This window comes from Kitasatospora sp. MBT63, from assembly GCF_000710465.2.
Taxonomy (GTDB): Bacteria; Actinomycetota; Actinomycetes; order Streptomycetales; family Streptomycetaceae; genus Kitasatospora.
Genome location: NZ_JAIZ01000192.1, coordinates 1 through 22901, shown reverse-complemented (window position 1 = coordinate 22901; position 22901 = coordinate 1). Strand labels below are relative to the sequence as shown.

The window sequence follows — 22901 nt, the reverse complement described above, 5'->3', positions numbered from 1 at the left end:
CGGGGCGGCCCGAAACCGGGCCGCCCCGGCGCCCCTACCCGCCCGCCGCCACCAGCGACTCCGCGACCGCCGTCCGCAGGTACAGCACCGTCCGCCCGGTCCGGTGGCGCGCCACCAGACCCGCCCCGCGCAGCGCCGTCAGATGGTGCGACACGTTCGGCGCCGACAGACCCGTACGCTCCGCCAGCTCCGACGTCGACACCGGCGCCGCCAACTCCGCCAGCAGCAGCGCCCGCGCCCGCCCCAGCACCGCCGCCAGACCACCCGGCACCGCCACCGGCCGCTCCCACAGCGTCGCCACCCCGCGCGGCGCGTACACCAGACCCGGCTGCAACGGCGGATTCGACTGCGAATACACCCCCGGCCAGGCGAACACCGACGGCACCAGCACCAGCCCCCGGCCCCCCTCCAGCACCCGCTCCGCCGCGAACCACCGGTGCGCCACCCGCAACGTCCCCGACGCCCACGACACCCGCGGATGCAGATCCTCGAACAGCGCCGCCGGCCCGCCCACCGACATCTGCCGCGCCCGCCGCAGCACCTCACCCTCCACCAGCCGGACGATCCGCGGCCAGTGCGGCTCCAACGCCGCAGCCCAGTACGCCCGCACCTCCCCGGCCAGCCGCGCCAGCCCCGCCACCGGATCCGCCCGCAACCCCGCCACCAGCGGCGGCAACCGGCCCTCGATCCGCCCCAGGTCCACCCGCACCTGCGCCGGCTCCGTCGCCACCAGGTGCGCCAACTCCTCCTCCAACGTCGGGGCGAGACCCACCGGCACCGGCGTCAGGAAATCCGGCGTGTACACCGTCGGCACCGGCACCAACTGCTCCAGCAGCCCGAACCCCACCCCCGCCAGCGCCTCCCGGGCCTGCCGCACCCACGGCAGGTGCACCGCGTGCGCGCCCGGCTCCTTCAACACCTGCACGCTGTTCACCACCTCCCACAGCGGCGAGGACGCGAACCGGGTCAGCGCCACGTCCTGCGCCGAGAACTCCAGCGTCAGCATCCACCCCTCCCAGGACTCCACCGAGGATTCCACCAGAACGAAATCTCTGGGCCCCGCCCGCCCGGCGCCCGACGATCGACAGCATGACCAGCGCGACCCTCGACACCCCGCCCCGCACCCGCCGGCCCAAGGCCGCACGGCAGCGTAACCTCCTCGGCGCCCACCTCGTCGACAGCCTCGGCAGCGGACTCCTGCTCGCCTTCACCGTCGTCTACTTCGCCCGCACCACCACCCTCGGCCTGCCCGCCATCGGCGCCGCCATCAGCCTCGCCCGGCTGCTCGCCCTGCCCGTCGCCCTGCTGACCGGCCCGGTCATCGACCGCTACGGCGCCCGCCGGGTCGCCGCCGCCGCCAACCTGCTCTCCGCCCTCGCCCACACCGGCTTCCTCGCCGCCCACCAGACCTGGCAGATCATCACCGTCGTCCTGCTCGCCCAGGCCGGCACCGCCGCCTACTGGACCGCCAGCACCGGCCTGGTCGTCCTCGCCGCCGAACCCGGCGACCGCCCCCGCTGGTTCGCCCTGGTCGGCGCCCTGCGCAACGGCGGCCTCGCCGTCGGCGGCGCTCTCGGCGCCCTGCTGCTCGCCACCGGCGGCACCACCGGCCTGCGCGCCACCGTCCTGCTCAACGCCGCCAGCTTCGCCCTCGCCGCCACCCTGCTCGCCACCTGGCGGCCCCTCAACACCCCCGTCACCACCCGCACCGGCCACGAGGGCAGCTACCGCACCGTCCTGCGCGACCGCCGCTACCTGCTGCTCGTCGCGATCAACCTCAGCTTCGTCTTCGCCTCCCTCGTCCTCAGCCTGCTGCTCGCCCTCTACCTCACCGAAGGACTCCACCAGCAGGCCTGGCTGGCCGGCTGGCTGCTGGTCCTCAACAGCGCCCAGATCGTGCTCACCCAGACCGCCGTCACCCGCCGCCTCGGCCACCGCCGCGCCACCCGCGTCCTGATCGCCGGCTCACTGCTCAACGCCCTCGCCTTCGCCCTGTTCGCGCTGCTCGCCGCCGCGCCCGGCTGGGCCGCACTGGCCGGGGCCCACCTCGCCATGCTGATCTACAACCTCGCCGAGACCGTCGCGGGCCCCTTCTCCGAGGAACTCTCCGTCCGCCTCGCCGACCCCCGCCTGCGCGGCCGCTACCTCGCCGTCTACCAGCTCTCCTGGACGGCCGGACAGACCGCCGCCCCGTTCCTGCTCACCCTGCTGCTCGCCCAGGGACCCGCCTGGCCGTGGGCACTGCTCGGCGGCCTCAGCCTGGCCGCCGTCCCGGCGCTGCTGCTCCTCGAACGCCTCGGCACCGGCACCCCGGAGCCCGCCTGACGACCGGAGCCCGCCTGACGACCGGTGCCCGCTGCCCCGGCGGCCACACCGGTGCAACCGGACGGCCACCGCCCGGCGTCCCACCCCCGTACCGCTGTCATCCGTCCGTACCACCGCCATCCGTCCCCGGGGGTCGCCCGCCATGTGGAGCGCACTGGGCCTGCTCCTCGCCGCCATCCCGCCGGCCGCCTGGTGGCTGCTGGCCAGGACCCGGCAGACCGGGCCGGTGGTCGCCGTCGCCCTGGCCGCCGCCGCGGGCGCACTCCTCGCCGTGCAGCACGGCTGGACCCCGGTCGGCCGGGCCGACGCCCACCTGCTGTACGCGCTGGTGGCGGTGGTGCTGATCGTCGGGGGTGTGCTGCTCGAACGGCAGCAGGAGGGCCCCGGCCGAGACCGCTGGATCCGCCGCCGGCGAGCCGCCACCGGGCTGCTCGCCGCCCAGCTCGCCGTCACGCTCCTCGGCTCGCTGCTGTACGTGCTCACGACCGCCGAGCCGTCCGGGCCGCCGTCCGCCCGGGACGTCCCGCAGCTGCCGCCCGGCCTGGTCGAGCTCTCGCAGCAGGCCGGCTGCGGCACCGGGAACTGCTTCCGGCTGGTCGTCGTGGGCAGCACCACGGGACTGTCCCCGGCCGAGACCGCCCGCGCCCTCGGCCGGCCGAAGGAGACCTGCCGGCCCAACGGCCTGCTGCTGGACCGGCGCAAGCTGTGCGTCGGCGTCCGGGCCACCGAGGAACGGGTGGTCCTCTACGTCACCCTGTCCGGCCTGCTGGACTGACCGGGCCGCCCGGACCACCGAACGGGGGCCCGGCGGACGTGGTGTCCGCCGGGCCCCCGCTGTGCCGTCCGGTCTAGAACAGCGGCACGCCCGCACGGACCAGGCGCCAGGTGCCACCGCTGATCTCGGTGGGGTCGATCACGCCCTTGGCCTTCACCCAGGCGATCATCGTGTTGCGGATCTCGTCGGAGTTCGACCAGACCTTGGTGGCGGCCGCGACGTGCGGGAAGTTGCCGCCGCCGTTGGCCCGGTAGTTGTTGACCGCGAGGACGAACTGGGCGGCCGGCTCGACCGGCTTGCCCTCGTACGACAGGCCGGTGATCCGCGAGCCGACCGGCTGGGTCAGGTCGATGTCGTAGGACACCCCGTAGACCGAGTCGTAGTTGTAGTCCGGGATGTTGAGCTGGTTGGTCAGGGTGTCCAGGTTGACCGGGTCGCTCGGTGCCAGCTGTGCGAAGTACCGGGCGGAGTACTCCAGGTAGTCCTTGATCTGGGCGCCGGTGAGCAGCCGGGCCTCCAGGGTGTTCTCGTAGATGTACAGCCCGGCGGCGTCCCGCAGCTTCACCTCGCCGGCCGGGATCAGCGCGGTGCGGTTGAACGGCGCGGCCTGGGCCAGCACCGGCAGCGCCGCGTACGAGGTGCCGGCCAGGGCGGTCCTGACGGCGTCGGCCTGCACCCGGCCGATCAGGTCGATGATCGGGACGTCCTTGAACCGGGCCTCGGCGATGGACAGTTCGGTCTTGCTGGTGCCGATCACCTGGTTGACGTAGCCGACCACCTTCTTGTGCTGGGCGCCGATCAGCTTCACGATCGCCGGGTCCTCGGCCACCGTGTTGGAGTTCAGCACCCGGGAGGTGACGGCGGTGACCGACCACGCACCGCGCCGGTACTCCACCTCGAAGTCGAAGCAGGTCAGCCGCTCGCCCCAGCACAGCGGCTCGGAGAGCACCACGGTCTTCCCGGTGGTCTTGTTGACCACCAGCCGCTGCGGGATCTCCTTGTGCGCGTGACCCACGAGCACTGCGTCGACCCCCGGCACGGTCTCGGCCAGTTGCACCGAGGCGTTCTCCGGCCAGGGCAGCTGGTCGCCGTAGGAGGAGACCTCGTCCATGCCCGAGTGCGAGGCCACCACCACGACGTCGGCGCCCGCCGCGCGCAGCCGCGGCACGTACTTCTGCGCCATCTCGACGATGCCGGGGAAGACCAGCTGCCCCGAGACGTTGGCCTTGTCCCAGATGGCGATGCCCGGGTTGGTCAGCCCGAGGATGCCCACCCGCAGCGGCCGCCCGTGGCCGAGGTGCAGCTCCTTGATCACGTACGGGGCGAAGGCCGGGCGCTCGCTCTTCGCGTCCTGCGCGTTGGCGCCGAGCAGCGGGAAGTCCAGCTGCTTCTCGTAGGCGCGCAGCAGCGGGATGCCGTAGTTGAACTCGTGGTTGCCGAGCGCGGCCGCGTCGTAGCCGATCGCGTTCATCGCGGCGGCCATCGGGTGCTTCGGCGGGCGCTTGCCGGTGATCGGCTCGACCCGGGCGTAGTAGTACGACAGCTGGGTGCCCTGGATGGTGTCGCCCGCGTCGATCAGCAGGGTGCGGTGGCAGCCCTTCTCCTCGCGGACCTGCTTCACCAGGGTGGAGATCTTGGCCAGGCCGACGTCGTTGTGCGCCTTGTCGTCGTACTCGGAGTCGGTGAAGTACTCCCAGTTGAGCACGTGGCCGTGCAGGTCGGTGGTGCCCATCACGGTGAAGGTCTCCTTGGCCGGCGCCCGCCCGGCCACCTCGTCGGCGCCCTTGGCGGCGGCCGGTGTGGCGGCGGCCACCGGGACGGCGCCGACCAGGGCGGCGCCGGCCGCGGTGGCGGCGGAGCGGGTCACGAAATCACGGCGGTTCAGGGGCATGAACGACTCCAACGTGGGGCGGACGGACCGTCAGGTGCACTGGCGGGACCAGGTCGTGACGCGCGTAGAAGTCTGCCCGTCCGAACGTGCGGGGGCCAGCCCCCGGACGTTTCCAGCAGGTGAGATCTTGGCGACCCCGGCGTGACGCGCCGACCGCGCCGGGTCACCGGGGCCCGGCCCCGGTGCGTCAACCGGCCGCGGCCGGCCTCACCCCCGCCACCGACCGGAGGCCCCCCGGAGGCTCCCGAAGACCGCCCGCCGGGGTGTCCGCGCAGCTCGCGGCGGTCCGTCCATCGGAGAGAACTCCAACTCTCCGCACGGCAAGTCACGATGTGTCAGTTTGTTAATCAAAACTTTCTGCAACTGCCACCGCGCGGCCCGGCGGAACTTCGTTGTTACGCACCGGTAATGCCTACGCTCTAGAGACATGCGCCGAGCAAAAATCGTCTGTACCCTCGGGCCGGCCGCCGACACGTTCGACCAGATCAAAGCCCTGGTCGACGCCGGAATGGACATCGCCCGATTCAACCTCAGCCACGGCACCCAACTGGAGCACGAGGAACGCTACCGCCGGGTCCGCAAGGCCTCCGACGAGGCCGGCCGCAGCGTCGGCATCCTCGTCGATCTCCAGGGCCCGAAGATCCGGCTGGGCACCTTCGCCGACGGACCGGTACTTCTTGAACGCGGCGACGAGTTCACGATCACCGTCGAAGACGTCCAGGGCGACCGCGACCGCTGCGGAACCACCTACCCCGGCCTCGCCGCCGACGTCTCCCGCGGCGAACGCATCCTCATCGACGACGGCCGTGTCTGCCTCGAAGTCACCCACGTCGACGGCCCCCGCGTGCACTGCATCGTCATCGAGGGCGGCCTCATCTCCGACCACAAGGGACTCAACCTCCCCGGCGTCGCCGTCTCCGTCCCCGCACTCAGCGACAAAGACGTCGCCGACCTGCGGTGGGCCCTCAACACCGGCGCCGACCTGATCGCCCTCTCCTTCGTCCGCACCGCCAAGGACATCGACGAGGTGCACCGGATCATGGCCGAGGAGGGCCGCACCCTCCCCGTCATCGCCAAGATCGAGAAGCCGCAGGCCGTCGACAACCTCGAAGCCATCGTCGACGCCTTCGACGGCATCATGGTCGCCCGCGGCGACCTGGGCGTCGAACTCCCCCTGGAGCAGGTCCCGATCGTCCAGAAGCGCGCCGTCAAGCTGGCCAAGCGCAACGCCAAGCCGGTCATCGTCGCCACCCAGATGCTCGACTCGATGATCAACGCCTCCCGGCCCACCCGCGCCGAGGCCTCCGACGTCGCCAACGCCGTCCTCGACGGCACCGACGCCGTGATGCTCTCCGGCGAGACCTCCGTCGGCAAGTACCCGGTCGAGACCGTCAAGACCATGAGCCGCATCATCGAAGCCGCCGAGGCCGACATCCTCGCCGCCGGCCTCCCCCCGCTCACCGAACACAACAAGCCCCGCACCCAGGGCGGAGCCGTCGCCCGCGCGGCCGCCGAGATCGGCGACTTCCTCGACGCCAAGTACCTGATCGCCTTCACCCAGAGCGGCGACACCGCCCGCCGCCTCACCCGCTACCGCTCGCCCATCCCCGTGCTCGCCTTCACCTACGAGCCGCCCGTGCGCAGCCAACTCGCCCTCACCTGGGGCGTGGAGACCTTCCTCGGCCCCTTCGTCCCCACCACCGACGAGATGGTCGCCCAGGTCGACGCGCAGCTGCTCAGCCTCGGCCGCTGCCAGCGCGGCGACATCGTCATCATCACCGCCGGCTCGCCCCCCGGCCTGGCCGGCTCCACCAACCTGGTCCGCGTCCACCACGTCGGCGAACTCCACAACTGACCGCCCCGCACCCTGCAACACCCCACCGGCGCCGCCCCTTCGGGAGGGGCGGCGCCGCCGTGCGTCCGGCCGCCCACCGGCGGCCGGCTTCACGTTCCCGCACCGATCACAGCGGGCGGGCACCGGAACCGTCCCCATCCGGTCACAGCGCCCCGCACACCCCGTCCACCCGGGTACGTTCCCCTCGACCGGCCCGGCAGCAGGGCCGCCCACAAGGGGACAACCCGCCATGAGCAGCAGCAGACCGCGCAGATCCACCACCCTCGCCCTCGCCGCAGCCCTCCTCGCCGCAGGCCTCGCCACCGCCTGCGACCCCACCGGCAGCTCCGACGCCGCGCCCGCCGCCCCGACCGCCACCACCGCCGCCCCGGGCGCCGCCACCACCGCGAGCCCGGCCGGGAAGGCCGCCGCCGGCACCGTCACCATCGACCGGACCGCCTACTGGGGCGGACTGCGCTTCGACATCAAGACCGCCGCCTACACCCCCGACCCCGACGGCAGCGGCTACAAGGTCGTCCTCACCACCACCGTCACCAACACCTTCCGGACCAGCCCGGTCCACTACTGGCCCGACATCGCCCTCGACCTCAACGGCACCCCCGTCCGCGGCGACGTCGGCACCGCCGCCCCGCCCACCCCCGGCGCCACCAACCCGCTGCCCATCACCTTCACCGGCACCGGCACCTTCGGCTACGACGGCGCCTCACTCGTCCTCGGCGAGTCCGGCCAGGCCCAGGCCGCCGTCCCGCTCGGCAAGGGCGGCCGCCCCGCCGTCACCCTCGCCCCCGTCGAGCTCAAACTCCCCACCGCGGCCACCATCACCTCCGGCCGCCTCGGGCTCACGCTCAAGTCCGCCGAACTGCGCGCGGACGTCGGCGGCGGCAGCGGCGACGGCGCCCTCACCCTCGGCCAGCGCGCCCTGAAGGTCGTCTTCGACCTGAACGGCAAGGTCGGCCCGGCCGGAATGGCCGTCGACGGCGCCACCCTGCGCCTCAAGCTCCCGAACGGCCAGGAGGTCGGCCCCACCGTCGCCCCCATCGAGGCCATCTACCCCGACCGCCCCACCCGCCAGGACCAGGTCGCCTGGTTCGTCTTCCAGGGCGCCACCGACGGCGACTACACCCTCTCCGTCACCGACCCCGACAACACCGCGGCCCCCGCCACCGCCACCTTCCCGGCCACCGGCGTCAAGGACAGCGGCCCGGTCAACTGACACCCCGCCGCCCGGCGGCGCGGCCCTCCGTGGGGGAGGGCCGCGCCGTCACCGCTTGGGCCCGACGTGCGCGTCCAGCAACGCCACCGACGCCCGCCGGGCGACCGAGACGTTGACCGCCCCGGTGGGCCGCCGGACGGCGGTCCAGCCGACGCCCACGGCGTCCAGGGTGGTGGTGAAGAGCCGGACGATGTCGGCCGAGGTGTTGGTGAAGAAGTACCGCGGGTACGTGGCGCCGGGTGACCCCGCCGACCGTCCTGGTCGCCCAGTTGGTGATCCGGCACCCGTCGGAGTGCAGCAGACCCCAGAGCAGCTCCCACGAATGGGCGTCCACGACGTCCTGCTGCCAGCGCTCGAGGACGATCGGGCGCTCGTGCTTCTTGCCGGGGCCGTGCTGCGGGAACAGACAGGGCAGATGCTTCGAGTAGACCTTGATGTCATGGCATCCGGTCCGCCTGACCCGGCAGGGCTTGTTGTTCGGCAGCACCCGGCGGAAGGTGCGCTCAACCTCGTCCATGAGCCCTGGCCACCTGTCGTCGCAGGTGACCTGGAGGCTGTGCGCGCGGTGCTGTCGGGGCAGGACGAGGTAGCCGTCGCCGAGGTAGAGCCCGAGCAGGTGGCTGTACGCGGGTGCATCGAGCGGGTCGCCGTGGCAGTGCGGGCAGGTCGACGGCTTCCGGCCGGGCAACGCGCCGCGTCTGGCCAGGTCCAGGTGCTTCCAGTGCGAGACCGTGCCGGCCGGGACGCCGAGGAGGCGTGCCACGTCGACGTTGCGGCTCCCGTTGCGGAGCAGGGTGGTGGCGCGTTGCCGGATCCTGGGATCGTGCATGGCAGCGAGTGTTCGGCTGCGGCCCGATCAAGTCAGGCACACGGGGGAAATTCACCCGAGATGATGAACGTCCCCGCTCCATTGCCAGCCTTGAAATCAAAGGCTTGGTGCCCCGAGTGGGATTCGAACCCACACTGTATGGTGTTTGAGACCATTGCCTCATGCCAATTGGGCTATCGGGGCCTACACTTCGAAGGCGGATGGCCTCCCCGTGTGACACCAACATACCGCGTCTAGGTAGGCTCGTGCATGCAGCACCCCGCCGGAACGAGGAGCCCCGTGAGCACCGCCGACGAGCAGCCCCAGCCGCTTGAGCCCGACCTGCCCCAGATCACCCGAATTGTCATCGCCGAGGACGAGGCGCTGATCCGCCTCGACCTGAAGGAGATGCTGGAGGAGGAGGGTTACACCGTCGTCGGTGAGGCGGGTGACGGTGCGACCGCGGTGCGGCTGGTCGAGGAGCTCAAGCCGGACCTGGCGATCCTGGACGTGAAGATGCCCGTCCTGGACGGCCTCTCGGCGGCCGAGCAGATCCACGAGGCGCACCTGGCGCCGGTGCTGATGCTGACCGCGTTCTCGCAGCGCGAGCTGGTGGACCGGGCCCGGGACGCCGGTGCGATGGCGTACATCGTGAAGCCGTTCTCCAAGAGCGACCTGGTGCCGGCGATCGAGATGGCGGTGTCCCGGTACACCGAGATGCGGACGCTGGAGGAGGAGATCGCGGATCTCACCCAGCGGTTGGAGACCCGCAAGCTGGTGGACCGGGCGAAGAGCGTGCTGCAGACCAAGTTCGGGCTGACCGAGCCGGCCGCGTTCCGCTGGATCCAGAAGACCTCGATGGACCGCCGGATGACCATGGCCGCGGTGGCGCAGGCCGTGATCGAGGAGGGCGACGCCCAGGACCGCAAGAAGGCCGAGTCCGAGGCCTGATCCGCGGCTTCTGCGGAGAGCCACAGCACTGCGCCCCGCCGGGCGGTACCCGGCGGGGCGCAGTGCTGTGCTGGTGGTGCGGTATCGCAGTGCTGCTCAGTCCTCGCCGAGGTACGCCTTGCGCACCGACTCGTCGTGGAGCAGGTCGGCGCCGGTGCCGGTGAGCACGATGCGGCCGGTCTCCATGACGTAGCCCTGGTCGGAGAGGGAGAGGGCGGCCTGGGCGTTCTGCTCGACGAGCAGGATGGTGGTGCCGGCGGCCTTGAGTTCGACGATGGTCGCCATGATCTTCTGCATCATCAGCGGGGACAGGCCCATCGAGGGCTCGTCCAGCATCAGGAGCTTCGGACGGGACATCAGGGCGCGTCCCATGGCGAGCATCTGCTGCTCGCCGCCGGACAGGGTGCCGGCGGCCTGCTTGCGGCGTTCGCCGAGGATCGGGAAGAGCGTGTAGGCGCGCTCCACGTCCTCGGTGATGCCCGGGGTGTCCTTGCGCAGGAACGCGCCGAGGAGGAGGTTCTCCTCGATGGTCATCCGGGGGAAGATGTGGCGGCCCTCGGGGGAGTGGGCCATGCCGAGTGCCACGATCTTGTGGGCGGGCACCTGGGTGAGCGGGGCGCCGTCGAAGGTGATCTTCCCGGCGGTCGGCCGGAGCAGACCGGACAGGGTGCGCAGGGTGGTGGTCTTGCCGGCGCCGTTGGTGCCGATGAGGGTGGTGACCTCGCCCTGGTTGACGGTGAAGCTGATGCCCTTGACGGCTTCGATCTTGCCGTAGGAGACGCGGAGGTCCTCGACCTCAAGGAGCGCGGTCACTGGTCGTCCTCCGTGCTGGGGTCCGTGCTTGCCGCCGGGGCCTCGGTGGCCGCGGCGGCCTCGGTGGCGCCCTCCAGCGGGGCGCCGAGGTAGGCGGTGATGACGCGCTCGTCGTTCTGGACGGTCTCGCGGTCACCTTCGACGATCTTCTGGCCCTGGACCAGGACGGCGGTGCGGTCGCACAGGTTGAAGATGAACCGCATGTCGTGCTCGATGACCAGGATCGCGATGCCCTTGTCGCGGATGGCGAAGACCAGTTCCTCGGCGGCCCGGGTCTCCTGCGGGTTCATGCCGGCGGTGGGCTCGTCGAGGAGGAGCAGGCCGGGGTCGCTGGCGAGGGCGCGGGCGATCTCCAGCTTGCGCTGCTCGCCGTAGGGCAGGTTGCGGGCGAGGTGCTCGGCCTTGTGGTCGAGGCCGCAGAACGCGAGGAGTTCCATGGCGCGCTCGCGGCTCTCGGCCTCGGCCCTGCGGTAGCCGGGGCCGCGCAGGATGGCGGAGAAGAGGCCTTCCTTGGTGCGGGTGTGCCGGCCGACCAGGACGTTCTCGAGGACGGTCATGTTGGCGAACAGCCGGATGTTCTGGAAGGTCCGGGCGATGCCGGCCTGGGTGACCAGGTGCGGCTTGGGCGGCAGGACGGTGCCCTTGTACCGGACGGTGCCCTCGGTGGGGACGTACAGGCCGGTGAGGCAGTTGAAGAAGGTGGTCTTGCCGGCGCCGTTGGGGCCGATCAGGCCGACGATCTCGCCGCTGTTGACGGTGAGGTCGACGTTGTTGACGGCGGTGAGGCCGCCGAACCGCATGATGACGCCGGTGGCTTCGAGGATCGGGGTGCCGGGTGCCTGGTCGGCGGGCCGCTGGGCGGGGACGGTGCTGGTGGTCATGGTGCGGGTCACGCCCCTGCCTTGGTGAGTACGGGTTCGTCGGTCACCGGCGGCTCGGCGTCGGCGGCGTCCTCGTGGAACTCGAGCTGGGCGCGGCGGTTGGCGATCAGGCCTTCGGGGCGCACCCGCATCAGCAGGACGAGGGCGATGCCGAAGACGAGCAGCTGGTAGTTCTTGAGGAAGACCAGCTTCTCGGGGATCAGGTAGAGCAGGGTGGCGCCGAGCAGCGGTCCGCTGATGGTGCCCATGCCGCCGAGGACGACTGCGGCGACCAGGAAGGCGCTGTTGGGCGGGACGGGTCCGGCGAACTGGTAGGGGTCGGGGACGACGCTGTAGCTGACGTGGGCCATCACGGTGCCGGCGAGGCCGGCGAGGGCGGCGCCGAGGGCGAAGGCGAGCAGCTTGAGCTTGAAGCCGTTGATGCCCATGGCCTGGGCGGCGGTCTCGTCCTCGCGGATGGCGACCCAGGCGCGGCCGATCCGGGAGTCGTTGGCGCGGCTGAAGATGACCACGACGAACGCGGTGACCAGCAGCATCAGCAGGAAGTAGTTGGCGAAGCGGCCGAGGGTGAAGGAGCCGAAGCTGTGCTCCGCCCCGAAGTTGAACCCGAGGATGTCGAGGTCCGGGATGTTGCGGATGCCGTTGGGGCCGTTGGTGACCTTGGGGCCGGAGATGCCGTCGAGGCTGTTGACGGCGATCCGGAAGATCTCTCCGAAGCCGAGGGTGACGATGGCGAGGTAGTCGCCGCGCAGCCGCAGGGTGGGGGCGCCGATGACGACGCCGAAGACCAGGGCGGCGGCCATGCCGGTCAGGGCGGCGGCCCAGAACGGGAAGTGGACGCCGACCGGGGAGGAGCTGGAGCCGGAGACCAGGGCGGCGGCGTAGGCGCCGACGCCGAGGAAGGCGACGTAGCCGAGGTCGAGCAGACCGGCCAGGCCGACGACGACGTTGAGGCCGAGGGCGACGGTGGCGAAGATCAGGATGTTGACGCCGACGCTGGCGAAGTGGTCGTCGCTCTGGGTGAAGGGGAACGCGGCGGCGGCGGCGAACGCGGCGGCCGTGGTGGTGCCGCGGTGGCGTGCGTTGATCGCGGTGAGCTGGGCGATCAGGCCGCCGCGCATCAGGGCCCAGGCACCGAAGGCGGCCAGGATCAGGAAGCCGATGAACAGCTCGCCGTACTCGGTGGTGATGCCGTAGGTGAAGACGGTCAGGCCGATGGCGGCCGCCGCGATGATGATGAGGACCTCGACCCAGCGGTTGAGCGGGGCGGCGGGGCGCTGGTCGGGGCGGGTGCCGACCAGCTTGCTGACCGCGAAGCGCAGTGCGGCGGCCGGGTTGCCGGTCGACTGCCAGCGCTCGGCGGTGGCCTCCCGGGGCAGGCCGAGGGCGCCGAGCAGCGGGAGCAGCGAGGCGAGGCCGGCCAGGTAGCCGCCCGGTTCGAGGTTGGCGACGCCGCCGAGCTCGTAGCTGATGGCGATCAGGGTGAACCAGGTGGTGGCGAAGGCGCCTGCGGCGAGGACCAGTGCGGCGGCCTCGGGGCCGGCCGGGCTGAGCCAGCGGGTGCCCTTGACGTGGTAGAGCGGGAGGGCGAACAGCGCGGTGAGCAGGCCTGCGACCAGGGTGAGGATCTGGAGGCCGCCGGGGTACCCGTCGACGGTGAGGTCGCCGGGGAACTCGGAGGTCCAGGTCCAGTGGACGAAGGTGCTGGCGGCGGTGGCCAGGCCGCCTGCGGCGACCAGGGCCTTGGCGGCCGCGGGGGGCATCGGGATGGCACTGCGCGTGGTGGTGCTCATGGTGTGGTCTCCCGCTTCCTCAGGCCCGGTCCGCGACGCGTTCCCCGAGTAGACCCTGTGGTCTCACGAGGAGGACGACGATGAGCAGCACGAAGGCCCAGACGTTGGCCCAGGAGCCGCCGCCGAGCTGGTGCATGCCGGGGATCTCCTGGATGTACGCGGTGGCCATGGCCTCGGCGACGCCGAGGACGAGTCCGCCGAGCATCGCGCCGTAGATGTTGCCGATGCCGCCGAGGACGGCCGCGGTGAAGGCCTTGAGGCCGGCGAGGAAGCCCATGGTGGGGGCGACCTGGCCGTAGCGCAGGCCCCATCCGATGGAGGCGACGGCGGCGAACGCGGCGCCGAGGGCGAACGCGATCACGATGATGCGGTCGGTGTTGATGCCCATCAGCTTGGCGGTGTCGGGGTCCTGCGCGGTGGCCTGCATGCCGCGGCCGGTGCGGGTCTTGCCGACGAAGGCGGCGAGGGCGCCCATGCACAGCGGGGCGGCTATGAAGAGGTAGAAGTCCGCGGGCTGCAGGGTGACCGGGCCGAAGACGTACGGGCCGCCGGGGAGTTGCGGGAAGCTGCGGCCGGACTTGGCGCCGGGGTAGAACTGCTCGACGACCTGCTGCAGCGCGATGGACAGGCCGATCGCGGTGATCAGGGGGGCCAGCTTGGGTGCTCCGCGCAGCGGCCGGTAGGCGAAGCGTTCGGCGGCGACGGCGATGAGCACGGCGACGAGGACTCCGCCGAGCAGCATCAGGGGCAGGGCCAGCCACAGACTGGTGCCGGACGGGAGGACGAGGTAGGTGGTGAGGGCTCCGAACCCACCTGTCATGAAGATCTCGCCGTGGGCGAAGTTGATGAGCTGGACAATGCCGTAGACCATTGTGTAGCCGATCGCGATCAACCCGTAAAGGGCGCCGAGGATCAGGCCGTTGGCCAGCTGCTGCGGCAGTTGGTGCACCGCTGGGCCTCCGAGGGGATTCGGTTGGGTGGGTTCGGTGTGGGGGTCGGCTCGAACCGGGTGGCGTACATGGGATGTACAGCGGGGGGCGCTGGTTCGCAGCGCCCCCCGCCTGGTGGTTCGTGGTGTGGTGCCGTTACCGCGGTGGTGCCGTGGTGCGCCCGGTGGGCCGGTCCGCCGCCGGTCCTCCGGGGTGCCGCGCCGCCGGGGCGGCGCGGCGGTGGATCAGCCGGAGTAGGTGCCGGACTTGGCGACGGTCCAGGCGCCGTTCTTCACGACGTAGACGGTCAGCTGCTTGTTGACGGCGTCGCCGTACTCGTCGAAGGCGACCTTGCCGGTCACGCCGTCGAAGCTGACCTTGGAGAGCGCGTCGACGACCTTGGCGCGGGCGCCGTCCGGCACCTTGCCGCTGTTGGCGGCGACCACGGCCTTGACGCCCTGGACGATGGCCCAGGCGGCGTCGTAGGAGTAACCGCCGTAGGCGGCGTACGGGTCGGCGTACTTGGCGGCCGCGTAGTCGGCGACGAACTTCTTGGCGGAGTCCAGGGACTCGACCGGGGCGCCGACCGAGGTGGCGAGGTCGCCGTCGGCGTTCTTGTTGGCCTTGTTGATGTACTCGGGGTCGTACATGCCGTCGCCGCCCATGACCGGGACGGTGACGCCGGCCTTCTTGAGCTGGTCGGTGAGCGGGCCGGACTGCGGGTACTCGCCGCCGTAGTAGATGATGTCGGCGCCGGCGGCCTTGGCCTTGGTGACGACGGCGGAGAAGTCCAGGTTGTTCTCGTCGATGTGGTCGCTGCCCGCGACCGTACCGCCGAGCTTGGTGAACTCCTTCTGGAAGGCGGCGACCAGGCCGACGCCGTAGGTCTTCTTGTCGTCGATCAGGTAGGCCTTCTTCTTGCTCAGGTCGTTGTAGGCGTACTGAGCGGCGAAGGGGCCCTGGATCGCGTCGGTGGTGGCGGTCCGGAAGTAGCTCTTGAACTGGCGCTTCTTCTCGGTGTCGAACTTCTCGCCCTGGGTCAGCGCCGGGTTGGTGTTCGCCGGGGAGACCTCGGCCAGGCTGGCGGCCTCGAAGACCTGCTGCATGGACTGGGCGACGCCGGAGTTCAGCGGGCCGACCACGCCGAGGACGCTCTTGTCGGCGACCAGGGCGGTGGCGTTCTGCTGGCCTTCCTGCGGCGACTTCTTGTCGTCGAGGGCCTTGACCTTGAAGGTGACGCCCGGAACTTCCTTGTTGTCGTTGGCGACCTTGGCCGCGAGCTCGACGGAGTGCTGGATGCCGAGGCCGAGGGCGGAGAGCGGGCCGGTCAGCGGCGCGTCGACGCCGATGGTGACGACGGTGCCGGCGGCGGCGTCGTCGCCGGCCTTCTTCTCACCGCGCGAGCCGCAGGCGGAGAGGGTGAGAGCTCCGGTGACGGCAATGCTCACGACAAGCAGTGAACTCTTACGCACGAGGGTTCCCTTCTGGATCAGGAAGGCGCGGCGCCCAAGTCGGCGGCCGGCCACGTCGCGCGCTGGGCCAGGCCCAATCGGTTGGCGCGGTGACTGGCCGTGACTCTAGAACGGGTTCGGCGGCTCGGGCAGAGGTCCGGTCAACCTGTGATTCTGTTGTTATCAGTACCCCTGCCGAAAATCTCACATGCTGAGCCGATGGCCCTTTCCGGGCTCCGGATAGCGGATCGCGTCTCGTCCTGTGGAAGGCTGTACCGCTGGATTCCCTGCTCACCCAAGGAATGTCCGGTTATCGGACAGTAGTGTTCGGGGAGGGCGGAACGGGCACTCGCGTCCGGATATCGGAATCCGGACAGGCGATATGGAGGTTTCGCGAGAGATCTCCCGGGTAGCCGTCCCCGAGGATCTGACTCGCGGTCTGGATTGCACGCGTGTTACGCAGCGTTACATCCAGAAAGGGCATCCCGGCGTCCGGCGGGGCCGCGGCACAGTCGGTCACCAGGAAGCGCACCTCCAGCCGGGCCACCGCGCCCGCCTCGATCCGCCGCGGCACGGGGCCCAACAGCTCGGCGGACAGGCCCCGGTAGCCCTGGCGCAGGGCCAGCAGGTCGACCGGCCCGGGGCCCTCGTCCTCGACGGCCAGCAGCAGGACGAACTCCGCGCCCGGCCCGGTGGCCGCCGAGCGGACGCCGGCGTAGTGGAAGTGCGCGATCTGCGCGGGGTACGGCGGCGGTGAGTTGGCCGCCTGCTCGGGCCGGGCGGCGGTGTTTGGGCCGGCGGCGTGCCGGACCGTGACGAGCGTGGCCGCCGCGAGCAACAGGGCAGCCACCGCGTAGATCTGACGCTTCGTCGGGCGCCGGGTGCGGGGCGGGTCGGACGGTCGGGCGGCAGGCGCCCGGGTGCCCTCGGCGGGCTCGACCGGGCCGAGGGAACCGTGCCGGTCCGGCGGCTCGCCGCCGCGCCCCTGCCGTGTCCCGGACATGCCACCGCCCCCTCGTCTGGCCATGGCCTGCCCCGGTGGGGCGAGCACCAAACCGGCGTTCGAACGAGGGGGCGGCGGTGGCCGCTCAGAGATCGCGGAGCATGCAGGTCAGACGGCAACTGGTGATCCGCCGGCCGGTGTCGTCGGTGACCGCGATCTCGTACGTGGCGGCGGTGCGCCCCTTGAAGACCGCGGTCGCCACCGCCGTCACCAGGCCCGAGGTGGCCGAACGGTGGTGGGTGGCGTTCAGGTCGACGCCCACCGCGTACCGGCCCGGACCGGCGTGCAGCATCGCCCCGATCGAGCCGAGCGTCTCGGCCAGCGCCGCCGACGCACCGCCGTGCAGCAGCCCGTACGGCTGCTGGTTGCCCTCCACCGGCATGGTCCCCACCACCCGGTCCGGCGACGCCTCCACCACCTTGATGCCGAGCTTGTCGCCCAGGTGCCCGCCGGAGAACGTCTGCGCGGTGACACCGAGCTTGGCGAAGTGGTCGAGCACGTCCTGGGGCACGTTGAGAACGGGGGCCTCGTCGGTCATGGCGCTCCTGCCGCTGGATGAGGGTCACGGGGTGGTGCTGTCAGTGATCGTACGACCGGCGCCGGCGGGCGGCCCCGGTGCGGTGCCCGGCGTCCTCACGTCCGATGTCGGCGCCGGGCCATAGGATCTGTTGCTGGCAGTGGAACCGGCAGGACGGACGTGGACGTGGCTACGCAGAGTGCAGGCAAGGGCGCGGGCGAGGGTGCGGGGGGCCGGCCCCGGCTGATGCTGCTCGACGGGCATTCGATGGCGTACCGGGCGTACTACGCCCTGCCGGTGGAGAACTTCAACACCACCACCGGCCAGCCGACCAACGCCGTCTACGGCTTCGCCTCGATGCTCGCCAACACCGTGCGGGACGAGCGGCCCACCCACCTCGCGGTCGCCTTCGACGTCTCCCGGCAGACCTTCCGCTCCGAGGAGTTCCCGGACTACAAGGCCAACCGCGCCAAGACCCCGGACGAGTTCCGCAGCCAGATCGGCCTGATCCACGAACTGCTGGACGCGATGAGCATCCGGCGGCTGTCCGTCGAGGGCTTCGAGGCCGACGACGTGATCGCCACCCTGGTCACCGCCGCCGAGGCCGAGGGCTTCGAGGTCCTGATCGTCACCGGCGACCGCGACTCGCTCCAGCTGGTCACCGACCGCACCACCGTGCTCTACCCGACCAAGGGCGTCTCCGAGCTCACCCGCTACACCCCGGAGAAGGTCGCCGAGAAGTACGGCGTCACCCCCGCCCAGTACCCGGACCTCGCCGCGCTGCGCGGCGACCCGTCGGACAACCTGCCCGGCATCCCCGGCGTCGGCGAGAAGACCGCCGCGAAGTGGGTCAACCAGTTCGGCTCCTTCGAGCAGCTGGTCGAGCGGGCCGACGAGGTCAAGGGCAAGATCGGCGAGAAGCTCCGCGAGCACCTCGACTCGGTCAAGCGCAACCGCGTCCTGACCGAGCTGGTCCGCGACGTCGAACTGCCGCTCGGCGTCACCGACCTCGGCCGCGAGCCCTTCGACAAGGAGGCCGTCGGACGGCTCATGGAGAGCCTGGAGTTCCGCAACCCCAACTTCCGCGACCGGATCCAGGGCATCGACCCGGCCGGCGCCGAGCCCGAGGCCGCCGCCGAGGCCCCGCCCGGCCTCGACGTCGACGGCGAACTGCTCACCGAGCCCGGCGCCCTGGCCGGCTGGCTCGACCAGCACGGCAAGGGCCTGGTCGCCCTCGCCGCCGTCTACCGGTGGGCGCTCGGCTCCGGCGAGGTCCAGGAGATCGCGCTGGCCGCCGGCGACACCGCCGCCTGGTTCGACCCGGCGCAGCTCGGCGAGGCCGACGACCGCGCCTTCACCGCCTGGCTCGCCGACGCCTCCCGCCCCAAGGCCCTGCACATCGCCAAGCACGTGCTGCGCGCCTTCGCCGAGCAGGGCTGGCAGGTCGCCGGCGTCACCGCCGACACCGCCCTCGCCGCGTACCTGGAGAAGCCCGGCCGGCGCACCTTCACCCTCGACGTGCTGGCCGAGGAGTACCTGGCCCGCTCGCTGGCCCCCGCCGCGGCCGTGGAGAGCGGGCAGCTCTCCTTCGACGCCGAGGAGGAGGACGGCACCGCCGCCGCCCAGGCCCTGATGGTGCAGGCCCGGGCGATCCTCGACCTGGCCGCGCTGTTCGAGACCAGGCTGGCCGAGGTCGGCGCGGTCGAGCTGTTCCACGACATGGAGCTGCCGATCGCCGCCCTGCTGGCCCGGATGGAGCGCTACGGCATCGCCGCCGACCGGGAGTGGCTCACCGGCCTGGAGGCGCAGTTCGCCACCGAGATCCAGCGCTGCGTCGAGGAGGCGCACGCCGCCGCCGGCCACCCGTTCAACCTCGGCTCGCCCAAGCAGCTCCAGGAGATCCTGTTCGGCGAGCTGGCGCTGCCCAAGACCAAGAAGATCAAGACCGGTTACACCACCGACGCCGACGCACTGACCTGGCTGGCCGGCCAGACCACCAACGAACTGCCGGTCATCCTGCTGCGCCACCGCGACCAGGCCAAGCTGCGCACCACCGTCGAGGGCCTGCTCAAGACCGTCTCGCCGCAGGGCCGGATCCACACCACCTTCAACCAGATGGTCGCCGCCACCGGCCGGCTCTCCTCGCAGGACCCGAACCTGCAGAACATCCCGGTCCGCACCGAGGAGGGCCGGGCCATCCGCCGCGCCTTCGTGGTCGGTGAGGGGTACGAGGCGCTGCTCACCGCCGACTACTCGCAGATCGAGCTGCGGATCATGGCGCACCTCTCGGAGGACGCGGCGCTGATCGAGGCCTTCGAGAGCGGCGAGGACCTGCACACCACGGTCGCCTCGCAGGTGTTCGAGGTCGCCCCGGAGGCGGTCGACGCCGAGATGCGCCGCAAGATCAAGGCGATGTCCTACGGCCTCGCCTACGGCCTGTCCGCGTACGGGCTCTCGCAGCAGCTCGGCATCAAGCCGGCCGAGGCCCAGGGCCTGATGGACACCTACTTCCTGCGCTTCGGCGGGGTGCGCGAGTACCTGCACCGGGTGGTCGAGGAGGCCCGCGCGGTCGGCTACACCGAGACCCTGCTCGGCCGCCGCCGCTACCTGCCGGACCTCACCAGCGACAACCGCCAGCGCCGCGAGATGGCCGAGCGGATGGCGCTGAACGCCCCGATCCAGGGTTCGGCGGCCGACATCGTCAAGCTCGCCATGCTGCGGGTCGACGAGGAGCTCACCAGGGCCGGCCTGGCCTCCCGGATGCTGCTTCAGGTCCACGACGAGATCGTGCTGGAACTGGCCCCCGGCGAGCGCGAGCAGGTCGAGGCGCTGGTCCGCGAGCAGATGGCCGGCGCGTACCCGCTGCGCGCCCCGCTGGACGTCTCGGTCGGCGTCGGTGCGAACTGGGAGGCGGCCGCGCACTGAGCCGCGCTACCGTCGGGCCGGGTGGCGGGCGCCGCCCGGCCGACGGGGGGAGTCGCGGATGTTCGGTGCCACCAGATGCCCGGTCGGGCCCGAGGAGCGGGCCTGGATCGAGGAGTCGCTGGCCTGGCTGCTGGCCGAGTTCGGGCCCGAGGTGCTGCTGCGGCCGCCGGTCCTGCCGACGGCCGAGCACTTCCCCGGCCCGTTCGACGGCTCACCGGAGCAGATCCGCGCGCTGGTGGTCCGGCTGTGCGGGGACTTCGGCGTGGACCCGGACGGGCTGTCGATCGAGATCGAGGAGTACGACCCGCAGGCCGACCGGATGGCCGCCGAACTGGGGCTGACGGTCAGCTCCAGCGGGGCGGCCGGCCACTTCCGGATCGAGCACGGGCGCCCGGTGGTGGCCGTCGGCCAGGAGCAGGGCGCGCGTCCGCTCTCGCTGGTCGCCACCATCGCCCACGAGCTGGGGCACGTCCGGCTGATCGCCGAGCGGCGGACCGACCCCGACCGCCCAGACGGCGAGCCGCTGACCGACCTGCTCACCGTCTTCTTCGGCTTCGGGGTCTTCAACGCCAACGCCGCCTTCACCCGGACCGTCGACGGCGACCGGATCAGCCGCCACCGGCTCGGCTACCTGCCGCAGGAGGCGTACGGCTACGCGCTGGCCTGCTACGCCCACCTGCGCGGCGAGGCGCGGCCCGGCTGGGCGGCCCACCTGGACACCAACCCGCGCGGCTACCTCCGGCAGGGCGCGCGCTTCCTGCGCCACCACCCGCTCCCCTTCACCGCCCGCTGAACCGGCCGCTGAACCGCGCCTCCGGCCCCGGCGCCGGGCACCTCCGGACCTCGACTAGGATCCCGCGCAACGCGGGCCGATGATCATATCGGCCGGAGGGGGGAGCGGCCATGGACCAGGACGACGCCGGGCAGCCGGCGCCGGTGCGGCGCGGGCGGGTACGGCCGGCGGCCCTGGCCGCGGTCGGGATCGTGGGCGCGGCCGGACTGGCCGTCTGGGCGCTCACCGGGTCCGGCCCGGCGCCCGCGCGCACCCCCGCGGCGGTGCCCAACCTGTCCGCCGCACCCTCGCCGGCCGCGTCGCTGTCGCCGTCACCCGCTCCCTCACCCCCGCCCGGCGCCGAGCCCACCGCACCGCCGGCCACCGACCCCGCCCCGGCCCTCAGCACCCCGGCGGCCACCGTGCAGGCCACCACGGCCGCCAAGAGCGCCGCGCCCACCCGGCGCGCCACCACGAAGCCCCGCAGCGAGATCACCCCGGGTACCGACAACTGCCACTGCGACCACCACCCGGCGCCGGTCGACCCGAACTGCCAGCGCGACGCGGCCGGCACCGTGATGACCTGCGACCCGGTGCGGACCCTCACCCCGCCGCCCGACCCGGCCGCCTCGCCCAAGCAGTAGACCGTCCCGCCCGTACCGTAGGGCCGCCCGTACCGCAGGGCCGGGCGGCCGTCGGCAACGGCGGGCTCACTTCCGCGGGTTGGCCCGCCGGGTCGGCTCGGCGGATGCCGGGTCCTCGGGCCACGGATGGCGCGGGTAGCGGCCGCGGAGTTCGGCCCGGACCGCCTTGTAGCCCTCGCGCCAGAACCCGGCCAGATCGCCGGTGACGGCCGCCGGGCGCCCGGCGGGGGAGAGCAGGTGGACCGTCAGCGGTACCCGCCCGCCGGCCAGCGCCGGGGCGGCCTGCCAGCCGAACAGCTCCTGCAGCTTGACCGCCAGCACCGGCCGGTCGCCGGAGTAGTCGACCCGGATCCGGGAGCCGGTCGGTACCGTGATCCGCTCCGGTGCCAGCTCGTCCAGCCGCCCCGCCTCGCCGCCCGCCCACGGCAGCAGCCGCTGCAGCGCGGCCGCGGTGTCGATCCGGGCCAGGTCCGACCGGCGCCGGGCACGGGAGAGTTCGGGCTCCAGCCACCGCTCGGCCGCCTCCAGCAGCGCCCGGTCCGACACGTCCGGCCAGGGCTCGCCCAGCGCCCGGTGCAGGAAGGCCAGCCGCTCGCGCAGCGCGGCCGCGGCCGGCGGCCAGCCGAGCAGCGCCCCCACCCCCTCCCGGGCCAGGCCCGCCAGCAGGGCGGCCCGCACCAGCACCGGATCGGGTGACTTGAGCGGCTCGGCGGCCAGCTCGATCGCACCCAGCGCCACCACCTGGCGGCTCGTCAGTTCGCCGTCCCGGGTCGACCATTCCACTTCCTGGCGCCGGCTCAGCAGGGTCGCGCCGGCCTGCAGGGCGGTGTCCTCGTCGAGCGCCACGGCCCGCCGGATCCGGGCCGACGGCGCGCCGGCCGGGCGGTCCGCGTCCGCCACCACCAGCCACCGCGTGCCCGACAGCCGTGCGCCGGGCGGGAGTTCGGCCGCGGTGCCGGAGGCCATCAGGTACGGGCCGTCCGTCCCGCGGGCCCGGGCGATCCGTTCGGGGTGGGCGAGCGCGACCACCAGCCCGGCCGCCGCCCGGTCGGGCAGTGCGGTCACCGGCGCGTCGACCGCGCGCTGCAGCCGCCGGACCTCCTCCCGCCAGCGGCGGGGGTAGCCGTCACCGCCGCCGCGCACCGAGCGCCAGACCTCCGCCAGGTCGTCGCCGAGCGCCCGCGGCGGCTCCTCGGAGAGCAGTGCGACCAGTTCGGCGGCGCGCCGGGCGCCGACCGCCGCGGCGCCGTCCAGCAGCGCCCGGGCGAGCCGCGGGTGCAGCCCGGTGCGGGCGATCCGGCGTCCTTTCGCGGTGGCCCGGCCGTCCGCGTCGACCGCGCCCAGTGCGGCCAGGG

At 72.4% G+C, this 22901-nt stretch carries 18 protein-coding genes, 1 tRNA gene and 1 pseudogene; 8 read left to right on the top strand and 12 right to left on the bottom strand.

The window, feature by feature from the left end:
• Positions 1 to 34: 34 nt before the first annotated feature.
• Positions 35 to 1006 carry an ArsR family transcriptional regulator gene (locus AA75_RS13555; RefSeq protein WP_033820238.1) on the bottom strand — a complete coding sequence of 324 codons (972 nt, stop codon included), beginning with the start codon at positions 1004 to 1006 and terminating at the stop codon, positions 35 to 37.
• Between the two features lie 83 nt (positions 1007 to 1089).
• Between AA75_RS13555 and AA75_RS13550 the strand changes: the two genes are divergently transcribed.
• Both AA75_RS13550 and AA75_RS13545 read left to right on the top strand, forming a co-directional pair.
• Complete coding sequence (locus AA75_RS13550) at positions 1090 to 2325, top strand: MFS transporter (protein WP_051812286.1); 1236 nt, start codon at positions 1090 to 1092, stop codon at positions 2323 to 2325.
• Between the two features lie 142 nt (positions 2326 to 2467).
• Complete coding sequence (locus AA75_RS13545; protein ID WP_033820216.1) at positions 2468 to 3100, top strand: hypothetical protein; 633 nt, start codon at positions 2468 to 2470, stop codon at positions 3098 to 3100.
• A 73-nt stretch (positions 3101 to 3173) separates the two neighbouring features.
• On the opposite strand, the gene AA75_RS13540 is transcribed toward AA75_RS13545, so the two are convergent.
• Positions 3174 to 4991, bottom strand: a complete 1818-nt coding sequence (locus AA75_RS13540) for a bifunctional UDP-sugar hydrolase/5'-nucleotidase (RefSeq protein ID WP_033820215.1) — start codon at positions 4989 to 4991, stop codon at positions 3174 to 3176.
• A gap of 427 nt (positions 4992 to 5418) precedes the next feature.
• On the opposite strand from AA75_RS13540, the gene pyk reads away from it, so the two are divergent.
• Both pyk and AA75_RS13530 read left to right on the top strand, forming a co-directional pair.
• On the top strand, positions 5419 to 6846 hold the full coding sequence (pyk, locus tag AA75_RS13535) for a pyruvate kinase (protein ID WP_033820214.1): 1428 nt from the start codon (positions 5419 to 5421) through the stop codon (positions 6844 to 6846).
• A 229-nt stretch (positions 6847 to 7075) separates the two neighbouring features.
• Positions 7076 to 8059: a hypothetical protein gene (locus AA75_RS13530; RefSeq protein WP_033820213.1), complete on the top strand. Its 984-nt coding sequence runs from the start codon at positions 7076 to 7078 to the stop codon at positions 8057 to 8059.
• A gap of 48 nt (positions 8060 to 8107) precedes the next feature.
• Here the strand turns inward: AA75_RS13530 and AA75_RS13525 are convergent.
• Positions 8108 to 8888 (bottom strand): annotated as a pseudogene (locus AA75_RS13525) (helix-turn-helix domain-containing protein).
• 105 nt (positions 8889 to 8993) lie between these two features.
• Positions 8994 to 9071, bottom strand: a tRNA-Leu gene (locus tag AA75_RS13520).
• A gap of 96 nt (positions 9072 to 9167) precedes the next feature.
• On the opposite strand from AA75_RS13520, the gene AA75_RS13515 reads away from it, so the two are divergent.
• On the top strand, positions 9168 to 9818 hold the full coding sequence (locus AA75_RS13515; protein WP_033820212.1) for an ANTAR domain-containing response regulator: 651 nt from the start codon (positions 9168 to 9170) through the stop codon (positions 9816 to 9818).
• A gap of 96 nt (positions 9819 to 9914) precedes the next feature.
• On the opposite strand, the gene AA75_RS13510 is transcribed toward AA75_RS13515, so the two are convergent.
• The 7 genes from AA75_RS13510 to AA75_RS13480 all read right to left on the bottom strand — a co-directional run bounded on the left by AA75_RS13510 (position 9915) and on the right by AA75_RS13480 (position 17226).
• A complete protein-coding gene (locus AA75_RS13510; protein ID WP_033820211.1) occupies positions 9915 to 10631 on the bottom strand; it encodes an ABC transporter ATP-binding protein in 717 nt (238 codons plus the stop codon).
• On the bottom strand, positions 10628 to 11512 hold the full coding sequence (locus AA75_RS13505) for an ABC transporter ATP-binding protein (protein ID WP_033820236.1): 885 nt from the start codon (positions 11510 to 11512) through the stop codon (positions 10628 to 10630). The genes AA75_RS13510 and AA75_RS13505 overlap by 4 nt, the downstream gene beginning before the upstream one ends.
• A gap of 8 nt (positions 11513 to 11520) precedes the next feature.
• Positions 11521 to 13305, bottom strand: a complete 1785-nt coding sequence (locus tag AA75_RS13500) for a branched-chain amino acid ABC transporter permease (protein WP_033820210.1) — start codon at positions 13303 to 13305, stop codon at positions 11521 to 11523.
• A gap of 19 nt (positions 13306 to 13324) precedes the next feature.
• On the bottom strand, positions 13325 to 14254 hold the full coding sequence (locus AA75_RS13495) for a branched-chain amino acid ABC transporter permease (RefSeq protein WP_033820209.1): 930 nt from the start codon (positions 14252 to 14254) through the stop codon (positions 13325 to 13327).
• Between the two features lie 225 nt (positions 14255 to 14479).
• Entirely contained in the window at positions 14480 to 15706 is a 1227-nt protein-coding gene (locus AA75_RS13490) for a branched-chain amino acid ABC transporter substrate-binding protein (RefSeq protein ID WP_033820208.1), read from the bottom strand.
• Positions 15707 to 15995: 289 nt separating this feature from the next.
• On the bottom strand, positions 15996 to 16688 hold the full coding sequence (locus AA75_RS13485; protein ID WP_051812283.1) for a hypothetical protein: 693 nt from the start codon (positions 16686 to 16688) through the stop codon (positions 15996 to 15998).
• Positions 16689 to 16773: 85 nt separating this feature from the next.
• Positions 16774 to 17226, bottom strand: coding sequence for a PaaI family thioesterase (locus AA75_RS13480; RefSeq protein WP_033820207.1), 453 nt, complete (start codon positions 17224 to 17226; stop codon positions 16774 to 16776).
• A 225-nt stretch (positions 17227 to 17451) separates the two neighbouring features.
• Here AA75_RS13480 and polA point away from each other — a divergent pair, with 225 nt between their 5' ends.
• The 3 genes from polA to AA75_RS13465 all read left to right on the top strand — a co-directional run bounded on the left by polA (position 17452) and on the right by AA75_RS13465 (position 21546).
• A complete protein-coding gene (gene polA / locus AA75_RS13475) occupies positions 17452 to 20130 on the top strand; it encodes a DNA polymerase I (RefSeq protein WP_033820206.1) in 2679 nt (892 codons plus the stop codon).
• Between the two features lie 58 nt (positions 20131 to 20188).
• Complete coding sequence (locus AA75_RS13470) at positions 20189 to 20923, top strand: hypothetical protein (protein ID WP_051812281.1); 735 nt, start codon at positions 20189 to 20191, stop codon at positions 20921 to 20923.
• A 110-nt stretch (positions 20924 to 21033) separates the two neighbouring features.
• Positions 21034 to 21546, top strand: a complete 513-nt coding sequence (locus AA75_RS13465; RefSeq protein WP_033820205.1) for a hypothetical protein — start codon at positions 21034 to 21036, stop codon at positions 21544 to 21546.
• A 66-nt stretch (positions 21547 to 21612) separates the two neighbouring features.
• On the opposite strand, the gene AA75_RS13460 is transcribed toward AA75_RS13465, so the two are convergent.
• Positions 21613 to 22901 (bottom strand): ATP-dependent helicase C-terminal domain-containing protein (locus AA75_RS13460; RefSeq protein ID WP_033820204.1); only part of this gene is annotated, 1289 nt, incomplete at its 5' end.